At 72.7% G+C, this 14,603-nt stretch carries 15 protein-coding genes; 6 read left to right on the top strand and 9 right to left on the bottom strand.

What is annotated here, in order from left to right; translation table 11 throughout:
• Positions 1 to 9: 9 nt before the first annotated feature.
• Complete coding sequence (locus ACERMF_RS04170) at positions 10 to 2,040, top strand: putative bifunctional diguanylate cyclase/phosphodiesterase (RefSeq protein ID WP_373667764.1); 2,031 nt, start codon at positions 10 to 12, stop codon at positions 2,038 to 2,040.
• Here the strand turns inward: ACERMF_RS04170 and ACERMF_RS04165 are convergent.
• The gene (locus ACERMF_RS04165) at positions 2,037 to 3,089 is read right to left on the bottom strand and encodes a YbhN family protein (RefSeq protein WP_373667763.1); all 1,053 of its coding nucleotides are present in this window, start codon (positions 3,087 to 3,089) and stop codon (positions 2,037 to 2,039) included. The genes ACERMF_RS04170 and ACERMF_RS04165 overlap by 4 nt on opposite strands.
• Positions 3,090 to 3,164: 75 nt before the next feature.
• Complete coding sequence (locus tag ACERMF_RS04160) at positions 3,165 to 3,434, bottom strand: hypothetical protein (protein WP_373667762.1); 270 nt, start codon at positions 3,432 to 3,434, stop codon at positions 3,165 to 3,167.
• A gap of 103 nt (positions 3,435 to 3,537) precedes the next feature.
• On the opposite strand from ACERMF_RS04160, the gene ACERMF_RS04155 reads away from it, so the two are divergent.
• From ACERMF_RS04155 to ACERMF_RS04135, 5 genes are all read left to right on the top strand, one after another.
• Complete coding sequence (locus ACERMF_RS04155) at positions 3,538 to 4,500, top strand: GlxA family transcriptional regulator (RefSeq protein ID WP_373667761.1); 963 nt, start codon at positions 3,538 to 3,540, stop codon at positions 4,498 to 4,500.
• A gap of 40 nt (positions 4,501 to 4,540) precedes the next feature.
• A complete protein-coding gene (locus tag ACERMF_RS04150) occupies positions 4,541 to 5,122 on the top strand; it encodes a TetR/AcrR family transcriptional regulator (RefSeq protein ID WP_373667760.1) in 582 nt (193 codons plus the stop codon).
• 182 nt (positions 5,123 to 5,304) lie between these two features.
• The gene (locus tag ACERMF_RS04145) at positions 5,305 to 6,000 is read left to right on the top strand and encodes a TetR/AcrR family transcriptional regulator (protein WP_373667759.1); all 696 of its coding nucleotides are present in this window, start codon (positions 5,305 to 5,307) and stop codon (positions 5,998 to 6,000) included.
• Between the two features lie 132 nt (positions 6,001 to 6,132).
• Complete coding sequence (locus ACERMF_RS04140) at positions 6,133 to 7,155, top strand: NAD(P)-dependent alcohol dehydrogenase (protein WP_373667758.1); 1,023 nt, start codon at positions 6,133 to 6,135, stop codon at positions 7,153 to 7,155.
• A 92-nt stretch (positions 7,156 to 7,247) separates the two neighbouring features.
• On the top strand, positions 7,248 to 7,439 hold the full coding sequence (locus ACERMF_RS04135) for a DUF1918 domain-containing protein (protein WP_373667757.1): 192 nt from the start codon (positions 7,248 to 7,250) through the stop codon (positions 7,437 to 7,439).
• A 68-nt stretch (positions 7,440 to 7,507) separates the two neighbouring features.
• Here the strand turns inward: ACERMF_RS04135 and paaK are convergent, their stop codons facing one another.
• The 7 genes from paaK to paaA form a co-directional block, all read right to left on the bottom strand.
• Positions 7,508 to 8,821: a phenylacetate--CoA ligase PaaK gene (paaK, locus tag ACERMF_RS04130; RefSeq protein WP_373667756.1), complete on the bottom strand. Its 1,314-nt coding sequence runs from the start codon at positions 8,819 to 8,821 to the stop codon at positions 7,508 to 7,510.
• 5 nt (positions 8,822 to 8,826) lie between these two features.
• Positions 8,827 to 9,672: a 3-hydroxyacyl-CoA dehydrogenase family protein gene (locus tag ACERMF_RS04125; protein WP_373667755.1), complete on the bottom strand. Its 846-nt coding sequence runs from the start codon at positions 9,670 to 9,672 to the stop codon at positions 8,827 to 8,829.
• The gene (gene paaZ / locus ACERMF_RS04120) at positions 9,669 to 11,705 is read right to left on the bottom strand and encodes a phenylacetic acid degradation bifunctional protein PaaZ (protein WP_373667754.1); all 2,037 of its coding nucleotides are present in this window, start codon (positions 11,703 to 11,705) and stop codon (positions 9,669 to 9,671) included. The genes ACERMF_RS04125 and paaZ overlap by 4 nt, the downstream gene beginning before the upstream one ends.
• Positions 11,706 to 11,775: 70 nt before the next feature.
• A complete protein-coding gene (gene paaD / locus ACERMF_RS04115; RefSeq protein WP_373667753.1) occupies positions 11,776 to 12,312 on the bottom strand; it encodes a 1,2-phenylacetyl-CoA epoxidase subunit PaaD in 537 nt (178 codons plus the stop codon).
• Positions 12,309 to 13,121, bottom strand: a complete 813-nt coding sequence (gene paaC, locus ACERMF_RS04110) for a 1,2-phenylacetyl-CoA epoxidase subunit PaaC (protein WP_373667752.1) — start codon at positions 13,119 to 13,121, stop codon at positions 12,309 to 12,311. Before paaC ends, paaD begins: the two co-directional genes overlap by 4 nt.
• The gene (locus ACERMF_RS04105) at positions 13,118 to 13,465 is read right to left on the bottom strand and encodes a hypothetical protein (protein WP_373667751.1); all 348 of its coding nucleotides are present in this window, start codon (positions 13,463 to 13,465) and stop codon (positions 13,118 to 13,120) included. The genes paaC and ACERMF_RS04105 overlap by 4 nt, the downstream gene beginning before the upstream one ends.
• Before the next feature lie 29 nt (positions 13,466 to 13,494).
• Positions 13,495 to 14,451, bottom strand: a complete 957-nt coding sequence (gene paaA / locus ACERMF_RS04100; protein ID WP_373667750.1) for a 1,2-phenylacetyl-CoA epoxidase subunit PaaA — start codon at positions 14,449 to 14,451, stop codon at positions 13,495 to 13,497.
• Between the last annotated feature and the right edge of the window lie 152 nt (positions 14,452 to 14,603).

The following is a 14,603-nucleotide window of genomic DNA, read 5'->3' as shown; positions in this document are numbered from 1 at the left end:
CACGAGCGGATGGCCGAACTCGGGGACCTGCTGCGGATGGCGTGCGAGGCCGGCGGGGTCGGCGTCTGGGAATTCGACCGGGAATCGGGCAGGGCGCGCTGGAACGAGACCCTTCGGCGGCTGGTCGGCGTCGACGCCGCGTTCCCCGCCTCCCTGCCGACCTGGCTCGAACTGGTCCACCCCGACGACCGCGACCTCGCCGTCGCGACCCTCGCGGGTGATCCCACCATGGCCGACGCCGCCTACCGGATCCGGGCCGGCGACGGGACCTGGCGCAAGGTCCTGGTCCGTGGCCGGCTCGTCCCCGACGACCCGACGCGCGCGGTGGGCACGGTGATCGACGTCACCGCACAGCAGCGCGCCAGCGACGACCTGGTCGAGACACTGGAGGCGATGACCGACGCCTACTACGCGTTGGACGCCGACTGGCGGTTCACCTACGTCAACCGCGAGGCCGAGCGCATCCTCGGCGCACCGCGGGAACGGCTCCTCGGGCGCCAGCTGTGGGCCGAGTTCCCGAGCGACCTCGACTTCGAGCAGGTCTACCGCCGGGTCGCCGAGCGTCGCGAGCCCGCGGTCTTCGAGTCCTACTACGCGCTGCTCGACCTGTGGTCCGAGATCCGGGCCTATCCGCTCCCCGCGGGCGGAATCGCGGTGTACTTCCGCGACATCGGGCAACGCCGCCGCAACGACGAGGAACGCGAGCGCCTGCTGCAGGCCGAACGGGCCGCCCGCGAGCAGGCCCAGCAGGCCCAGCGCTCACTGGCGCACCAGGCCACCCACGACGCCCTGACCGGCCTCGCCAACCGGCGGCAGGTCGCCGAGCTGTTGGGCGCGCACGACCTCGAGGGGGCTGTGCTCTTCCTCGACATCGACCGCTTCAAGCAGATCAACGACTCGCTGGGACACGCCATCGGTGACGCCCTGCTCATCGAGGCCGCCGAGCGACTGCGGGCGTCGGTCCGGCCCGAGGACACCGTCGCGCGCATGGGCGGCGACGAGTTCGTGGTGCTGCTCCCGGGCGCCGACCTGCCGCTGGCCCAGACCATCGCCGACCGGATCCTGCAACGCCTGCGTGTGCCGTTCGAGGTCGTCGGACATCGGCTGTACACCACCGTCAGCATCGGTATCGCGCTCATGGACGCCACGGACGCGGCGGACGAGATCCTGCGCGCGGCCGACGTCGCGCTCTACCGCGCCAAGGACGCCGGACGGGACTGCTACGCCCGCTACGACCAACGGGCGCACCGCCAGGTCGTCGCGCGGCTCCAGCTCGAGGGCGACCTGCGACAGGCGGTCGAGCGCGAGGAGTTCGTCCTGCACCACCAGCCCGCGTTCGATCTGCGGACGGGCGAGGTGCAGGGTGTCGAGGCGCTGGTCCGCTGGCGCCATCCCCAACGTGGGCTGGTGGCGCCCGGCGTCTTCATCGGGCTGGCCGAGGACACCGGACTGATCGAACCGCTCGGCGACTGGTGCCTGTCCAGCGCCTGCCGGACCGTGGCGTCGTGGGCCGACGCGGGACTCGACTGGACCGGCTGGGTGAACGTGTCCCTGCGCCAGTTGGCCCGCCCCGGCTTCGCCCGGCACGTGCTCGACGTGCTGGCCGACAGCGGTCTGCCGGCGTCGCGGCTCGGCCTCGAGATGACCGAGTCGGTGCTCAGCGACGACACGGGCCAGACGGTCGCAGAACTGTCGGAGCTCGCCTCCGCGGGCATCCAGCTCGCGATCGACGACTTCGGGACCGGCTACAGCTCCCTCGCGCGGATCCGGCGGCTCCCGTTCGACGTCCTCAAGGTCGACCGCAGCTTCGTGGCCGACCTGCACGTCCCCGCCGGGGCGGCCACGGTGGCGGCCATCATCGACCTCGCACACGCCCTCGGCACGCGGGTCGTCGCCGAGGGGGTCGAGTCGGCCGACCAGCTCGCGGCGCTGCGGCGGATGGGCTGCGACGCGGCGAGCGGCTTCCTGCTCGCCCATCCCGTGCCGCAGGAGGACCTCGAGGGCGCCGTCGCCGACGCCGGCCGCCACCTGTCCGGCTAGCGGTCGGCCCGTCGTACCGGTCCCTCGCGGTCATCGCCGTCCGGCGCGTCCCCGACCGGCTGGACCAGCATGTAGGTGCCGGCCAGTGCCGGCAGCCACGTCGCCAGGACCCGGTAGGCCACCACGACGGTGGTGGCGAGCGACACCGGGGTGCCCAGGGCCACGAAGGCCGCCACCATCCCACTCTCGACGAAGCCGACCCCGCCCGGGGTGAGCGGCACCGCCGCACCCACCTGCGACACGCCGAACCCGACCAGGAGCACGGTCAGCGACACGGGGGCACCGAACGCGAGGAAGACCATGCCGAGTGCCGCGATGTCGGCACTCCAGTTCACCAACGACCACGCCACGATGCGCAGCAGCCGGGCGAGCGTCGGCGGGTCGTCGTGGACGACGCGCAGCGACTCGCGCCAGTCGTCGACGCGGCGGGCGACCACGTCGTGCAGGCGGCCGGCCCGCTCCAACAGGCGGTCAGCCAGCCGCGGTGACCGCAGCACCGCGACCACGGCGGCGACCACCCCCACCAGGACGACGACCAGGGCGGCGACGCCGGCCAACGCGATGCCCGGCAGTTCCGCGTCGAGGACTTCCGGGACGATGCCGCCGGCCGCGATCAGCGCGATGGTGACGGTGGCGAGACTGGCCGTGAGCACCATGCTGGCCGTCGCCTGCGGCGCGCTGAGACCGAAGCGCTGGAGCCGGCTGACGATCAGGGCGCCCGCGACGGCGCCGCCGCCCGGCACGGTCTGGCTGACGGTGAAGGCGCTCATGGAGACGTTGAGCGCCTCACGGTTGCGGATCCGGCCACGCACCGCGGCGGCGCTGCTGCGGTGCACCTGCGCGAGGGTCGCGACGGTGAGCGCCTCGAGGAGGAACGCCAGCGCGAGCGGCCACCAGATCGCCTCGCGCAGTGCCTCCAACCCGTCGCGCAGGTTGGTGAACGCCAGGCCGACGGCGTAGACCACGACCACGACGGCGATGCCGAGCAAGCGGCGCTTGCGCCCACCCGTCGCCGGCGACGTCTCCTCCGCCTCAGGTGGTCGTCCCACGCCTCGTCCCGGCCAGCGACTGCAGTGCGGGAGACGCTAGGCGCAACGCGGCGGTCGCCCACCACCGGCGAGCGGTCAGGCGGCGGGGTCGCGGCACACCTCGCCATCCGCCCGGCCGCCGAGCAGGCGCCGGTGTGCGGCCGCGAACCGACGACCGACCACCGGCGCCGGGGGGACGGGCGTCGCCGGGGCGGGCACGCCGCGGGGGTCGGCCGCGCGTTCGAGTTCCCGGGTGCGTGCCCACGCCCGGGCCACGGCGCCCCGGTCGAGGTCGTCGGCGACGCGTGCCGCGAGTTCGTGCAGTTGCGCCCGGACGTCCGGACTCGCCAGTGCGGTGGGGTTCATGGGTGCCTCCTTGGGTAGCCCCCACGGTGCGCCGGGCGCTTGACAACCGCGATTGGCAGGAGTGACGATGTGCACAAGGATCCTGCCAACCGGGGAGCGCGGCATGTCGCATACGGTCACGGCCGTCGTCATCGACGACGCCAATCCGTTCGAGTTCGCGGTGGCCGCCGAAGTCTTCGGGATCGACCGGCCCGAGATCCCGGGATGGGACTACGCGTTCACGCTCGCCGCACCCGGCCGACGCGTCCGTCTCGCGGGCGCCGGCGTTCTGCACACCGGTGCCGACCTCGATGCCGTGGTCGGTGCCGACACGGTCGTGGTTCCGAGCGGCGAGGCCGGCCGCGCGAACGATCCCGACGTGGTCGCGGCCGTCGCCGCCGCGCATGCGCGAGGGTCCCGGATCATCTCGTTCTGCACCGGCGCCTTTCTGCTCGCCGAGGCGGGACTGCTCGACGGTCGCCGGGCGACGACGCACTGGAAGCACAGCGAGGAGTTCCGGCGCCGCTTCCCCCGCGTCCGGCTCGACCCCAACGTGCTGTTCGTCGACGAGGGCGACGTGATGACCTCGGCCGGCACCGCCGCCGGGATCGACCTCGCCCTGCACGTGGTACGCCACGACCTCGGGGCGGAGGCGGCACGCGTGGTGGCGCGACGCATGGTGGTGCCACCCCACCGCGACGGCGGCCAGGCCCAGTTCATCGACGGCGCCCCTGAGGCGCGGATCCGGCCGGACGGCCTCGCCGGCGTGCTCGAGTGGGCGCAGGGCCGCCTCGACGACGACCTCACCGTGGCGACGCTCGCGGCGCATGCGAACATGAGCGAGCGCACCTTCGCGCGCCGGTTCAAGGAGGCCACCGGCACCACGCCGTTCCGCTGGCTGCTCACGCAACGCCTCCAGCGGGCGCAGGAGTTGCTCGAGACGTCCGACCTCGACGTCGACCACGTCGCATTCCGGGCCGGTTTCGGCACGGCTGCCAACCTGCGCGAGCACTTCCGGCGCGAGTTGCGGACCACGCCGTCGGCCTATCGACGCTGTTTCGCCGACACGCGTCGCGCCACGGCCTGACCGCCGCGGAGACGCCGCTGCGGTGTGCCAGACTGCACCCGTGTCCGCCTCGCCCCGCCCCAACTACACCGCCGCGTCGCTGCTCGACGTGGCGGTGCGCGTGTTCAACGAACGCGGCTACGACGGCACGTCGATGGGCGACCTCGCCGCGGCGCTCGGCATCACGAAGTCGAGCATCTACCACCACGTCGCCGGCAAGGACGCCCTGCTGGGGTTGGCGCTCGACCGTGCCCTCTCGGCGCTGTTCGCCGTCCTCGACGAGCCGGCGTCGACCACCGGCCGCGCACGGGACCGCCTCGAGCACGTCGTGCGGCGCAGCGTCGCCGTCCTCGACGCGGAGCTGCCCTTCGTCACGCTGCTGCTGCGGGTGCGGGGCAACACCCCCACCGAGCAGGACGCGCTGGAGCGACGGCGCGAGTTCGACCGGCGTGTCGCGGAACTGGTGGCGCAGGCCGTCGACGACGGCGACCTGCGCGCCGACCTCGATCCGTCGCTCGTCACGCGGCTGCTGTTCGGCACCGTCAACTCGCTCGTCGAGTGGTACCGCCCCGGCCGGGGCGCGAGCGCGGACGAGGTCGCCGACGCCCTGGTGGAGATGACCCTCCGCGGCCTCGAACGCTGACGCGCCGGACACCGCGTGATGCCGGCGCGCGGTCGTGCGCTCAGCCAGAGGTCCTCCTCGCCGTGAGCGCACCACCGCGCCGTGTCATCACGCCGTCGGCCGCCATGAAACCGTCGCCGCCATGGCACCGCCCTACGCTGGCCCGCGCAACGGCAGCAGCAGGCCAGCGGAGGGTCGGTCCCATGGGCGCGTCACCGGAGAAGTCGACGCGCCGTCGCCCGCTGAGCCGCGACCGCGTGTTGCGGACGGCCGCGGCACTCGCGGACGAGCACGGCCTGGCGACGGTCACGATGCGCAACCTCGCCCAGTCGCTCGGCGTCGAGGCCATGTCGCTGTACCACCACGTGCCCGGCAAGGAGGCGCTGCTCGACGGTCTCGTCGAGGTCGTCGTCGACGAGATCAATGCCGCCGTCCCCCCGGTCGACGACACGGGGGCCGACGGGTGGCACGCGGCCCTGCGCGCGCGGGTCCTGGCCGCGCGTGAGGTGCTGCTGCGCCATCCGTGGGCCCCGCAGCTGATCGCGACCCGCTCCACCATCAGCCCGGCGGTCATGCGCTACTTCGACGGCGTGCTGGCCCTGCTGCGCGCCGGCGGCTTCTCCTGGGACCTGGCCCACCACGCCCTGCACGCGCTCGGCAGCCGCGCCATGGGCTTCACCCAGGAACTGTTCGCGCCCGACGACGTCGACGCCGACACGGCCACGATGGCCGAGCTCGAGCGGTTCGCGGCCCAGGTGCCCCACCTGGCGCAGATGCTGGCCGAGGTCACCCACGACGACCCCGGCACGACGCTGGGCTGGTGCGACGACCAGGCGGAGTTCGAGTTCGGCCTCGACGTCCTCCTCGACGGTCTGGCCCGTCGCCTCGAGCGCGGCTGAAAACCTCCCGCCCACACGGCGGATGCTCGTGCCCGAGCCATCTCCCTTGACCAACCTTACAACGTATGGTTAGGTGCTTTCCGGTGCAGCGTCGCGGCATCCCGCCCGGCCCCGGACGACACGGATCACCTCATGAGCAGTGCCGCAGCGTCAGTTCCGGCCGCGCCGGATGCCGTGGCGACCATGCGCGCCATCACCCAGCCCGTCTACGGGCCACCCGAGGCGCTGCGGGCGGCGGACCTGCCGCGCCCCGTCCCCGCGGCCGGCGAGGTGCTGGTACGCGTGGCCGCGGCGGGCATCGACCCGAGCATCTGGCACCTGCTCGCCGGCGATCCACGCATCGTGCGCCTCGCGGCCGGGCTGCGGCGTCCCCGGCGACTGGTGCCGGGCCTGGACGTCGCCGGCACGGTCGTGGCCGTGGGCGAAGGCGTCACCTCGTCGCAGCCCGGTGACGAGGTCTTCGGTGTCGGCCGGGGCGTGCTGGCCGAGTTCACCGTCGCACGCGCCGACCGCTGCCTCCACCGGCCCGAAACCGTGACGGTCGAGCAGGCCGCCGCGTTACCGGTGTCGGCGACCACGGCACTGCAGGCGGTCCGTCGCAGCGGACGTGTCCAGGCCGGGCACGATGTCCTCGTCCTGGGCGCCGGTGGCGGTGTCGGCACGTTCGCCGTGCAGGTGGCCGTGGCCGACGGCGCCCGGGTCACCGCCGTCTGCAGCGATGGCAAGGCCGACCTGGTGCGTTCGCTGGGTGCGAGCGAGGTCATCGACTACCACCGCACCGACCCGCTCTCGGGTGACCGGCGCTACGACGTGATCATCGACATCGCGGGCCTCCGTCCGCTCCCCCACCTGCGCCGCGCGCTCACGCCCACGGGAACGCTGGTCATCGTCGGGGGCGAGGGTGGCGGCGCGTGGCTGGGCGGGCTCGGACGCAACCTGCGCGCCTCCCTCACCACCCCGCTCGTCCGTCAGCAGTTGCGCTGGATCGTGGCGACGACCGGTCCGGAGGACCTGCAGGAGTTGGCCGCGGCGGTCGCGGACGGAACGCTGAGCCCGGTCCTTGACCGCACCTTCCCGCTCGACCGCAGCGCCGAGGCGCTCCGCTACGTCAAGGACGGCCACGCCCTCGGCAAGGTGGTCGTCACCGTCCCGTGAGCGCGACAGCGGGTGCACGAATCGCAGGTCCTGTCGACGCCCCGTGCGTTTCGGTGCACACTCGAGGTGTCGGCTCGTGCGGGGAGGCTGCCATGCAGTTGCGGGAGGGTGACCCCATCCAGGTCCGCTCCAACAAGGTCGCCCAGGTCGATCGGCACGGCGTGGTCCGGCGGGTGCTGCAGGAGGATCCACTGCGCGTCGAGGTGGAGTGGGACGACGGGCACACCTCGATCTTCGTCCCGCACGCCGGCAGCATGCTCGTCGAGCGCCGGCAGCAGGCGTGACGCAGCCGTCGACCCTCGCCGAAGCGGTCGCCGTCGGGTGACGGGACCACGCCCGTGGTGCGGCGTCGTCAGCGCGGCTCGCGCAGGTCGCGGACGCGCTTGGCCTTGCCGATCGAGCGGGTGACCGCGGCGGGGTCGACCACCTCGACGTCGACGCTGACGCCGATGCGTGCCTTGACGCGCTGACGCAGCGTGGCGGCGGCGCGTTCCCGCTCGTCGGACGAGCCGAGCTCGCCGTCGCGTGCCTCGACGCGCACCGTCAGCTGGTCCATGCGATCGGGGCGGGTGAGCACGCACTCGAAGTGCGGCGCGAGGCCGGGGACGTCCAGCAGCAGTTCCTCGACCTGGGACGGGAACAGGTTGACCCCGCGCAGGATGATCATGTCGTCGGTGCGGCCGGTGATCTTCTCGATCCGCCGCATGGTGCGTGCCGTTCCGGGCAGCAGACGGGTCAGGTCCCGCGTCCGGTAGCGGACGATCGGCATGGCTTCCTTGGTCAGGGAGGTGAAGACCAGCTCGCCCTCCTCGCCGTCGGGCAGCACCTCGCCGGTCTGCGGGTCGATCACCTCGGGATAGAAGTGGTCCTCCCAGACGTGCAGGCCGTCCTTGGTCTCGACACACTCGTTGGCGACCCCCGGACCGATGACCTCCGACAGCCCGTAGATGTCGACCGCGTGCATGTCGAGGGTCTCCTCGACCTCACGACGGACGGCGTCGGTCCACGGCTCGGCGCCGAAGATGCCGACCTGCAGCGACGTCGCCGCGGGGTCGACGCCCTGGACCCGCATCTCGTCGAGGAGCGCCAGCATGTAGCTCGGGGTCACCATGATGACCTCGGGCGCGAAGTCGACGATGAGCTGCACCTGCCGCTCGCTCATGCCGCCCGAGACCGGGATGACGGTGCAGCCGAGCCGCTCGGCGCCGTAGTGGGCGCCCAGACCGCCGGTGAAGAGCCCGTAGCCGTAGGCGACGTGGACCTTCATGCCGGGCCGGACGCCGGAGGCCCGCATGGACCGGGCCACGACGTCGGCCCACACGTCGAGGTCGGACTTCGTGTAGGCGACCACCGTGGGCTTGCCGGTCGTGCCGGACGAGGCATGGACCCGCGACACCTGCTCCTGCGGCACGGCGAGCATGCCGAACGGGTACTGGTCGCGCAGGTCCTGCTTCGTCGTGAACGGGAACCGTGCCAGGTCCTCCAGCGAGCGCAGGTCGTCGGGATGGACGCCGGCGTCGTCGAAGCTGCGCCGGTAGTGCGGCACCCGGTCGTAGGCGTGGCGAAGCGACCAGCGCAGGCGTTCGAGCTGCAGGCCGCGCAACTCGTCGATCGACGCGACCTCGATCGGGTCGAGCGTGTCGCGGGGCGGGGTCAGGTCGCGCATGCCGGTCACTCCCAGGAGAAGAAGCCCTCGCCGCTCTTCTTGCCGAGCTTGCCCTCGGCGACCATGTCGCGCAGGAGCTTCGGCGGTTCGAAGCGGGGTCCGAGCTCGGCCGCGAGGTACTCGGCGATGCCGAGGCGGACGTCGAGCCCCACCAGGTCCCCCAGCCGCAACGGGCCGATCGGGTGCTTGTAACCGAGGCGCATCGCGGTGTCGATGTCCTCGGCCGACGCGACCCCGTCCTCGACCATGCGGATGGCCTCGAGCCCGAGCGCGACGCCCAGCCGCGAGGTCGCGAACCCGGGCGCGTCGTCGACCTCGATGGTGGTCAGCCCGAGACGCTCGCCCAGTTCACGCGCCGCCTCGACCGCGCCCGGTTCGCTGGCGGTGCCACGCACGATCTCGAGCAGGTCGGAGGCCGGAACCGGGTTGAAGAAGTGCATGCCGCAGAAGCGTCCCGGCCGCTGGAGCGAGGCGGCGATGCCGTCGATCGACAGCGACGAGGTGTTGGTCGCGAGCACGGCGTTGTCGGCCAGCAACGGTTCGATGCGCCCCAGCAGGTCGCGCTTGAGCTCGGGCTGCTCGGGCACGGCCTCGATGACGAACCCGAGGCCGGCGAAGGCGTCGAGGGAGCCGGCGACCGTGAGGCGCCCGGCGACCCCCTCGACCTCGTCGGCGAGGTAGCCGCGCTCGTGGGCGCGCTCCAGCCCTCCGATCACCCGCTCGCGGGCGTTGGCGGCCTCGATGTCGTCGCGTTCGACGAGCACGACCTCGATGCCGTTGACCAGCAGACGGTGGGCGACGCCTGCGCCCATGGTGCCGCCGCCGGCGACCCCGACCCGGTCGATGCTCACGCCGGCACCTCGCGCCGGACGATGGTGAGCACGTCGTAGGCGGCGACCACCTCGCCGTGCTGGTTGAGCACCTCGACGTCCCAGGTCACGGTGCCCTGGTCGGGCTCGCGGCGGGTCACCTTGTCCTTGCAGGTCAGGAACAGCTTGATGCGGTCACCGGGGTAGACCGGCGCGAGGAACCGCAGGTTCTCGAGCCCGAAGTTGGCGAGCACCGGGCCGGGGTCGGGCCAGACGAACAGCCCGGCGGCGGCCGAGACGAGGAAGTAGCCGTGGGCGACGCGACCCTCGAAGATCGGGCTGGCCTTGGCCGCCTCCTCGTCCATGTGGGCGTAGAAGGTGTCGCCGGACAGCTCGGCGAAGCGCTCGATGTCGGCGAGCGTGATCTCGCGCTCCTCGGTCTCGAGCGCGTCCCCGATCTGCAGCTGGTCGTAGGTCAGCTTGAACGGGTGCTCGACGTCGAGGCGGCGCGGCGCCCCGGGCGCGTACCGGCCGGTCATGCGCGTGATCAGCTCGGGCGAGCCGGTCAGCGCGGTCCGCTGCAGGTAGTGGTGGATCCCGCGGACCCCGCCCATCTCCTCGCCGCCACCGGCCCGACCGGGACCACCGTGGACCAGGTGCGGCAGCGGCGTGCCGTGACCGGTCTGGGTCTCGGCCGAGACGTCGTCGACGAACAGCAACCGGCCGTGGTGCGCGGCGATTCCGGTGAACACCGTCGCGGCGTCAGGGTCGGCTGCGGAACCGAACACCGAGGTGACCAGGCTTCCCCCGCCACGCTGCACGAGCGCCACCGCCTCGTCGGCGTCGCGGTAGGGCACCAGCGTCGCGACGGGACCGAACGGCTCCAGTTCGTGCACCGCGTCGAACCCGGGGTCCTCGAGCAGGAGCACGGTCGGCGCCATGAACGCGCCCGGGTCCACGTCGCCGAGCAGTTCGGGGGCGTCGTCGCCGACGACCGTGCGACAGCCGGCCAGCAACTTCTCGACCGTGCGGACGACGTCCTGCTTCTGCGAGGCGCTGACGAGCGCCCCCATGCGCACGTCCTCGCGGGTGGGGTCACCCAGCGTCACGCCCTCGAGGGCCTGCTGCAGCTTCGCGACGACCGTGTCCACGGCCGTTTCGGGCACCAGGGCGCGCCGGATGGCGGTGCAGCGCTGCCCGGCCTTGGTCAGCAGCTCCTTCTTGATCTCCTTGACGAACCGGTCGACGTGGGCCTCGTCGTCGGCCGCACCCGGCAGCAGGACCGCCGCGTTGAGCGAGTCGGTCTCGGTGATCAGCGTGGCGGCGCGGGCGGTGAAGGCGCGGTGGCCACGGATGACCTCGGCGGTGGCGGCGGAGCCGGTGAACCCGACCACGTCGCGGCCGTCGAGGTGGTCGAGCAGGTCACCGGGGTGGCCGGCGACGAACTGGATCGCGCCCTCGGGGAACACGCCCGAGTCGACGACGTGCCGGTAGAGCGCCTCGGCGACCTGGGCCGTCTGCGGCGCCGGCTTGACGATCACCGGCATGCCGGCGACCAGGGCGGGCGCGAGCTTCTCGAGCGACCCCCAGCACGGGAAGTTGTAGGCGTTGATCTGCACGGCGACGCCCTGCTTGGGCGTCCACACGTGCTGGCCGAGGAAGCTGCCGTCGCGCGACAGCGGTTCCGGCGGACCGTCGACGGCGACCTTGGCGTTCGGCAGCTCCTTGCGGGCCTTGGACGCGTAGGTGGCCAGGACGCCCATGCCGCCGTCGACGTCGACCCAGGCGTCCTTCTTCGTCGCGCCTCCCTGGGCGGACAGGGCGTACAGCTCGTCCTTGTGTTCGGCGATGACGCCGACCAGCTCCTTCAGCTTCGCCGCACGCTCGTGGAAGGTCAGCTCGCGCAGCGCCGGTCCCCCGACGTCGCGCGCATGGCGGACCACGGCGGCGAAGTCGATGCCGGCGGCGGTCGCCACCGCCACCTGCTCGCCGGTGACGGCGTCCACGACGGGTTCGCCGTCACCGTCGGGGGTCACCCACGCGCCGAGGACGTAGCTCTGCAGGGTGCGTGCCATCGTGCTCTCCTCACGAAACAGACGGAGGTGCCGCGGCGGCGACCCGTTCCCGCGGGCGCCGCCGGGCACCTCAGAACGACTTGAACGCCTCGAACGGTTGCTGGCACCGCTCGCAGAACCGTAGGTCACGGCACGGCGTGGGGCCGAAGTTCGACTCGCGGACGGTGGTGTCCGAGCCGCAGTAGGGACACGGCCGTGGATCGGAGGCGGGTCCGATGGCGAGCGGCAGGGTGGGACGCCCTTCCGGGCGCGGCGACGCGACGGCGCCACCCGGTGGGGCGATGCCGAACTCGCGCAGCCGTTCGCGCCCGGTCGTGTCGATGCGGTCGGGGGTCCAGGGCGGGTCGTAGCGGAAGCGGACGCGGACCTCGTCGACCCCCTCGACGGCGCGGACGGCGGCGACGACGTCGCGCTCGATCATCTCGGTGGCCGGGCAGCCCGAGAAGGTGGGCAGCAGCTCGACGCGGACGGTGCCGTCGTCGTCCACCTCGACGTCGTGCACCATGCCGAGCATGCCGATCGTGACCGGCGGGAGCTCCGGGTCGGCGACGCCTTCGACGGCCCGGCGCACCTCGGTCGGGTCGGCGGCGGTCCGGGTGCCGGTCACCACCTGGCTCCGGGATGGGCGCGGTACAGGGCCGTCATCTCGGGCCAGACGTCGTCGGTGAAGTCCGGGGAGTGCCGCCCCTGACGGCCGCCGCTGGCCGCCTCGGGCGTGGCCGCGTCCGGGGCCGGCAGCAGCGCGCCGAACCCGGCCTCGTCGAGCATGGCGCCGACGATCTCGCTCCACCGCGCCCGCAGGGTGGCATGGTCGACGGGCAGCAGCCCCTGTTCGACCGCCTCGTCCTCGCCGGCGAACGGCTCGAACAGCCCGAGCGTCTCGGGCAGCACGATCGCCAGGGCGTCGCGCAGCCGCCGGCGGGGCTCGTCACCACCGGCGGCCAGCCGTGCGAACCAGTGGTCGGCGTGCTCGAGGTGGTAGCGCTCCTCGTGCAGCAGCTTGACCGCCACGGCCGCGACGTCGGCATCCGACGAGTCGGCCAGCGCGGCCAGCCGCACGACGTCGAAGCGGTCGTAGGCCCAGTGCCGCGCCAGCGTGTAGGCGAAGTCCCCCGGCGGGCGCTCGCACACGATGGCGTGGAGGTAGTCCTGCGGTGCGCGGCCGAGCCCGAGGGCGTCCACCCCGGCGCGCACGTCCGCGTGGTCCTCGCCGAGCAGGAGCTGGTACCAGACGTCGGCGTGGTTGATCTCGTCCTGGGCGATCGTGGAGAACGCGAGGTCCTCCTCGAGCGAGGGCGCGACGCCGGTCCAGTGTGAGGCCCGGTGGCCGCTGATCAGTTCGTCGTCGGCGAGCACGAGCAGCAGCCGCGCCCGGGCGGTCGTCAGGTCGGGAAGGGTGACGGTGGCGGGGGTCATGCCTGCACCTTTCCGGCCCGTCCGCCGGGCACCGGTCGCTCACGCAGGTGCGAGCGGCCGCGCTGCTCGGCGGCTTCGCGGGCGGCCTGGCGCTTCTCGCGGAACCCGGAGTAGCCGGCCTGGAGCCGGTAGTCCATGTCGACGCGCCGCTCGAGCAGGCTCGGGTCGTCGAGCCGGAAGAGCTGGTCGGCCGGGACCACGGCGTAGTCGACGCCCTCGTTGTGACGGAAGTGGGTCTCGCGCACCAGCAGCAGTGCCGTCTGCGGATCGGCGGCATGCACGGCCCCGACGTGCTCGAGCGGATCGTCGGCCTTGCGGCGGCCGAACACCTCGAAGGTGGGCATGGCGATCTCCTGGTGCCGAAGCGGGGCGTTCAGGCGGCGACGGCCGGCGGGCGGTCGCCGGTGACGATCTGACGCACCCACTCGTGGTTGTGAGCCAGGAGCTGGCGCCAGTACAGCCTCGTGGCGGTCGCCTCGGTCGGCTCGCCCTTGACGATCTGCTTGAGCTTGTCCCAGTCGGGCTCGGTGTAGTGCCACCGCCCCGCGTCCTCGTCGTAGCGGAGGGCCGGGTCGGGCGTCTCGATGCCCATGTCCCACATCTTGGGCACGTACTGGTTGATCCACTCCTGGCGCGACTGCTCGTTGGTGCGGCTCTTCACGCGCCAGTGGATCATCGGGTCGTCCTCGGCGGCCACGTCGGTGCCGAAGAAGTGCATGATCGGCTCCCACCAGCGGTTGACGGCCTCCTGCAGCATCTCGAACTGTTCGTCGGTGCCGCTGGCCAGCGCGAGCATGATGTCCTCGCCGTGGCGGTAGTGCAGCGACTCCTCGGCGACCACGCGCCGCATCACCCGCACGTAGGGCAGGTAGGAGGTGTCCAGCAGCGCGCGCTGCGTGACGATCGCGGCGCCGTCGACGAGGAAGCCGATGCAGGCGACGTCGCCCCACGAGGAGGTCGGGTAGTGGAAGACGTTGTGGAACTTGCCGCGCCCGGCGACGAGGTCGTCGTACATCTGCTGGCGTGGCCGACCCAGGGTCTCCGCGACCCGGTAGATCAGGTGGGCGTGCCCGACCTCGTCCTGGACCTTGGCGGCCAGCGAGCGCTTGCGGCGCAGGCTCGGCGCCCGCGCGATCCACTCGCGCTCCGGCAGCGCGCCCATGATCTCGGAGTTGGCGTGCATCTCGATGAACTTGAGGTTGAGCTGCCGGTAGGTGTCGGGCATCCAGGCCTCGTCCCACCCGGGGCCCACCCAGCCGGTGGCCTCGACCTTGCCGCCGGCGTGCAGGTACGCCACGAACTCCTCGGTGCGCTGGTCCTCGACCGTCATCGCTTGGCTCCCGCTCGCCGGGTCGGTCAAACCGAACGTTCGGTCGGGAAGGTAGCGCAGCCGGGGTCGCGCCACAAGGCCCGGTCGGACGGGCACAGATGTCCCGCGCCGACGGACGAGTGCCGGGCTGGAGCCGCTTCCTCGGCAGCGAG

This window comes from Egicoccus sp. AB-alg6-2 (assembly GCF_041821025.1).
Taxonomy (GTDB): Bacteria; Actinomycetota; Nitriliruptoria; order Nitriliruptorales; family Nitriliruptoraceae; genus Egicoccus.
Note: the sequence above shows the minus strand (reverse complement) of the source record. Positions and strands in the feature narration are given on the sequence as shown.

Bases quoted from the DNA above. Each gene is read 5' to 3' on its own strand.
- ACERMF_RS04170 (WP_373667764.1), top strand. From the start codon at position 10: ATGGCCGAACTCGGGGACCTGCTGCGGATGGCGTGCGAGGCCGGCGGG.
- ACERMF_RS04160 (WP_373667762.1), bottom strand. From the start codon at position 3,434: ATGAACCCCACCGCACTGGCGAGTCCGGACGTCCGGGCGCAACTGCAC.
- ACERMF_RS04155 (WP_373667761.1), top strand. From the start codon at position 3,538: ATGTCGCATACGGTCACGGCCGTCGTCATCGACGACGCCAATCCGTTC.
- ACERMF_RS04145 (WP_373667759.1), top strand. From the start codon at position 5,305: ATGGGCGCGTCACCGGAGAAGTCGACGCGCCGTCGCCCGCTGAGCCGC.
- ACERMF_RS04140 (WP_373667758.1), top strand. From the start codon at position 6,133: ATGAGCAGTGCCGCAGCGTCAGTTCCGGCCGCGCCGGATGCCGTGGCG.
- ACERMF_RS04135 (WP_373667757.1), top strand. From the start codon at position 7,248: ATGCAGTTGCGGGAGGGTGACCCCATCCAGGTCCGCTCCAACAAGGTC.
- paaK (WP_373667756.1), bottom strand. From the start codon at position 8,821: ATGCGCGACCTGACCCCGCCCCGCGACACGCTCGACCCGATCGAGGTC.
- paaZ (WP_373667754.1), bottom strand. From the start codon at position 11,705: ATGGCACGCACCCTGCAGAGCTACGTCCTCGGCGCGTGGGTGACCCCC.
- paaC (WP_373667752.1), bottom strand. From the start codon at position 13,121: ATGACCCCCGCCACCGTCACCCTTCCCGACCTGACGACCGCCCGGGCG.
- ACERMF_RS04105 (WP_373667751.1), bottom strand. From the start codon at position 13,465: ATGCCCACCTTCGAGGTGTTCGGCCGCCGCAAGGCCGACGATCCGCTC.
- paaA (WP_373667750.1), bottom strand. From the start codon at position 14,451: ATGACGGTCGAGGACCAGCGCACCGAGGAGTTCGTGGCGTACCTGCAC.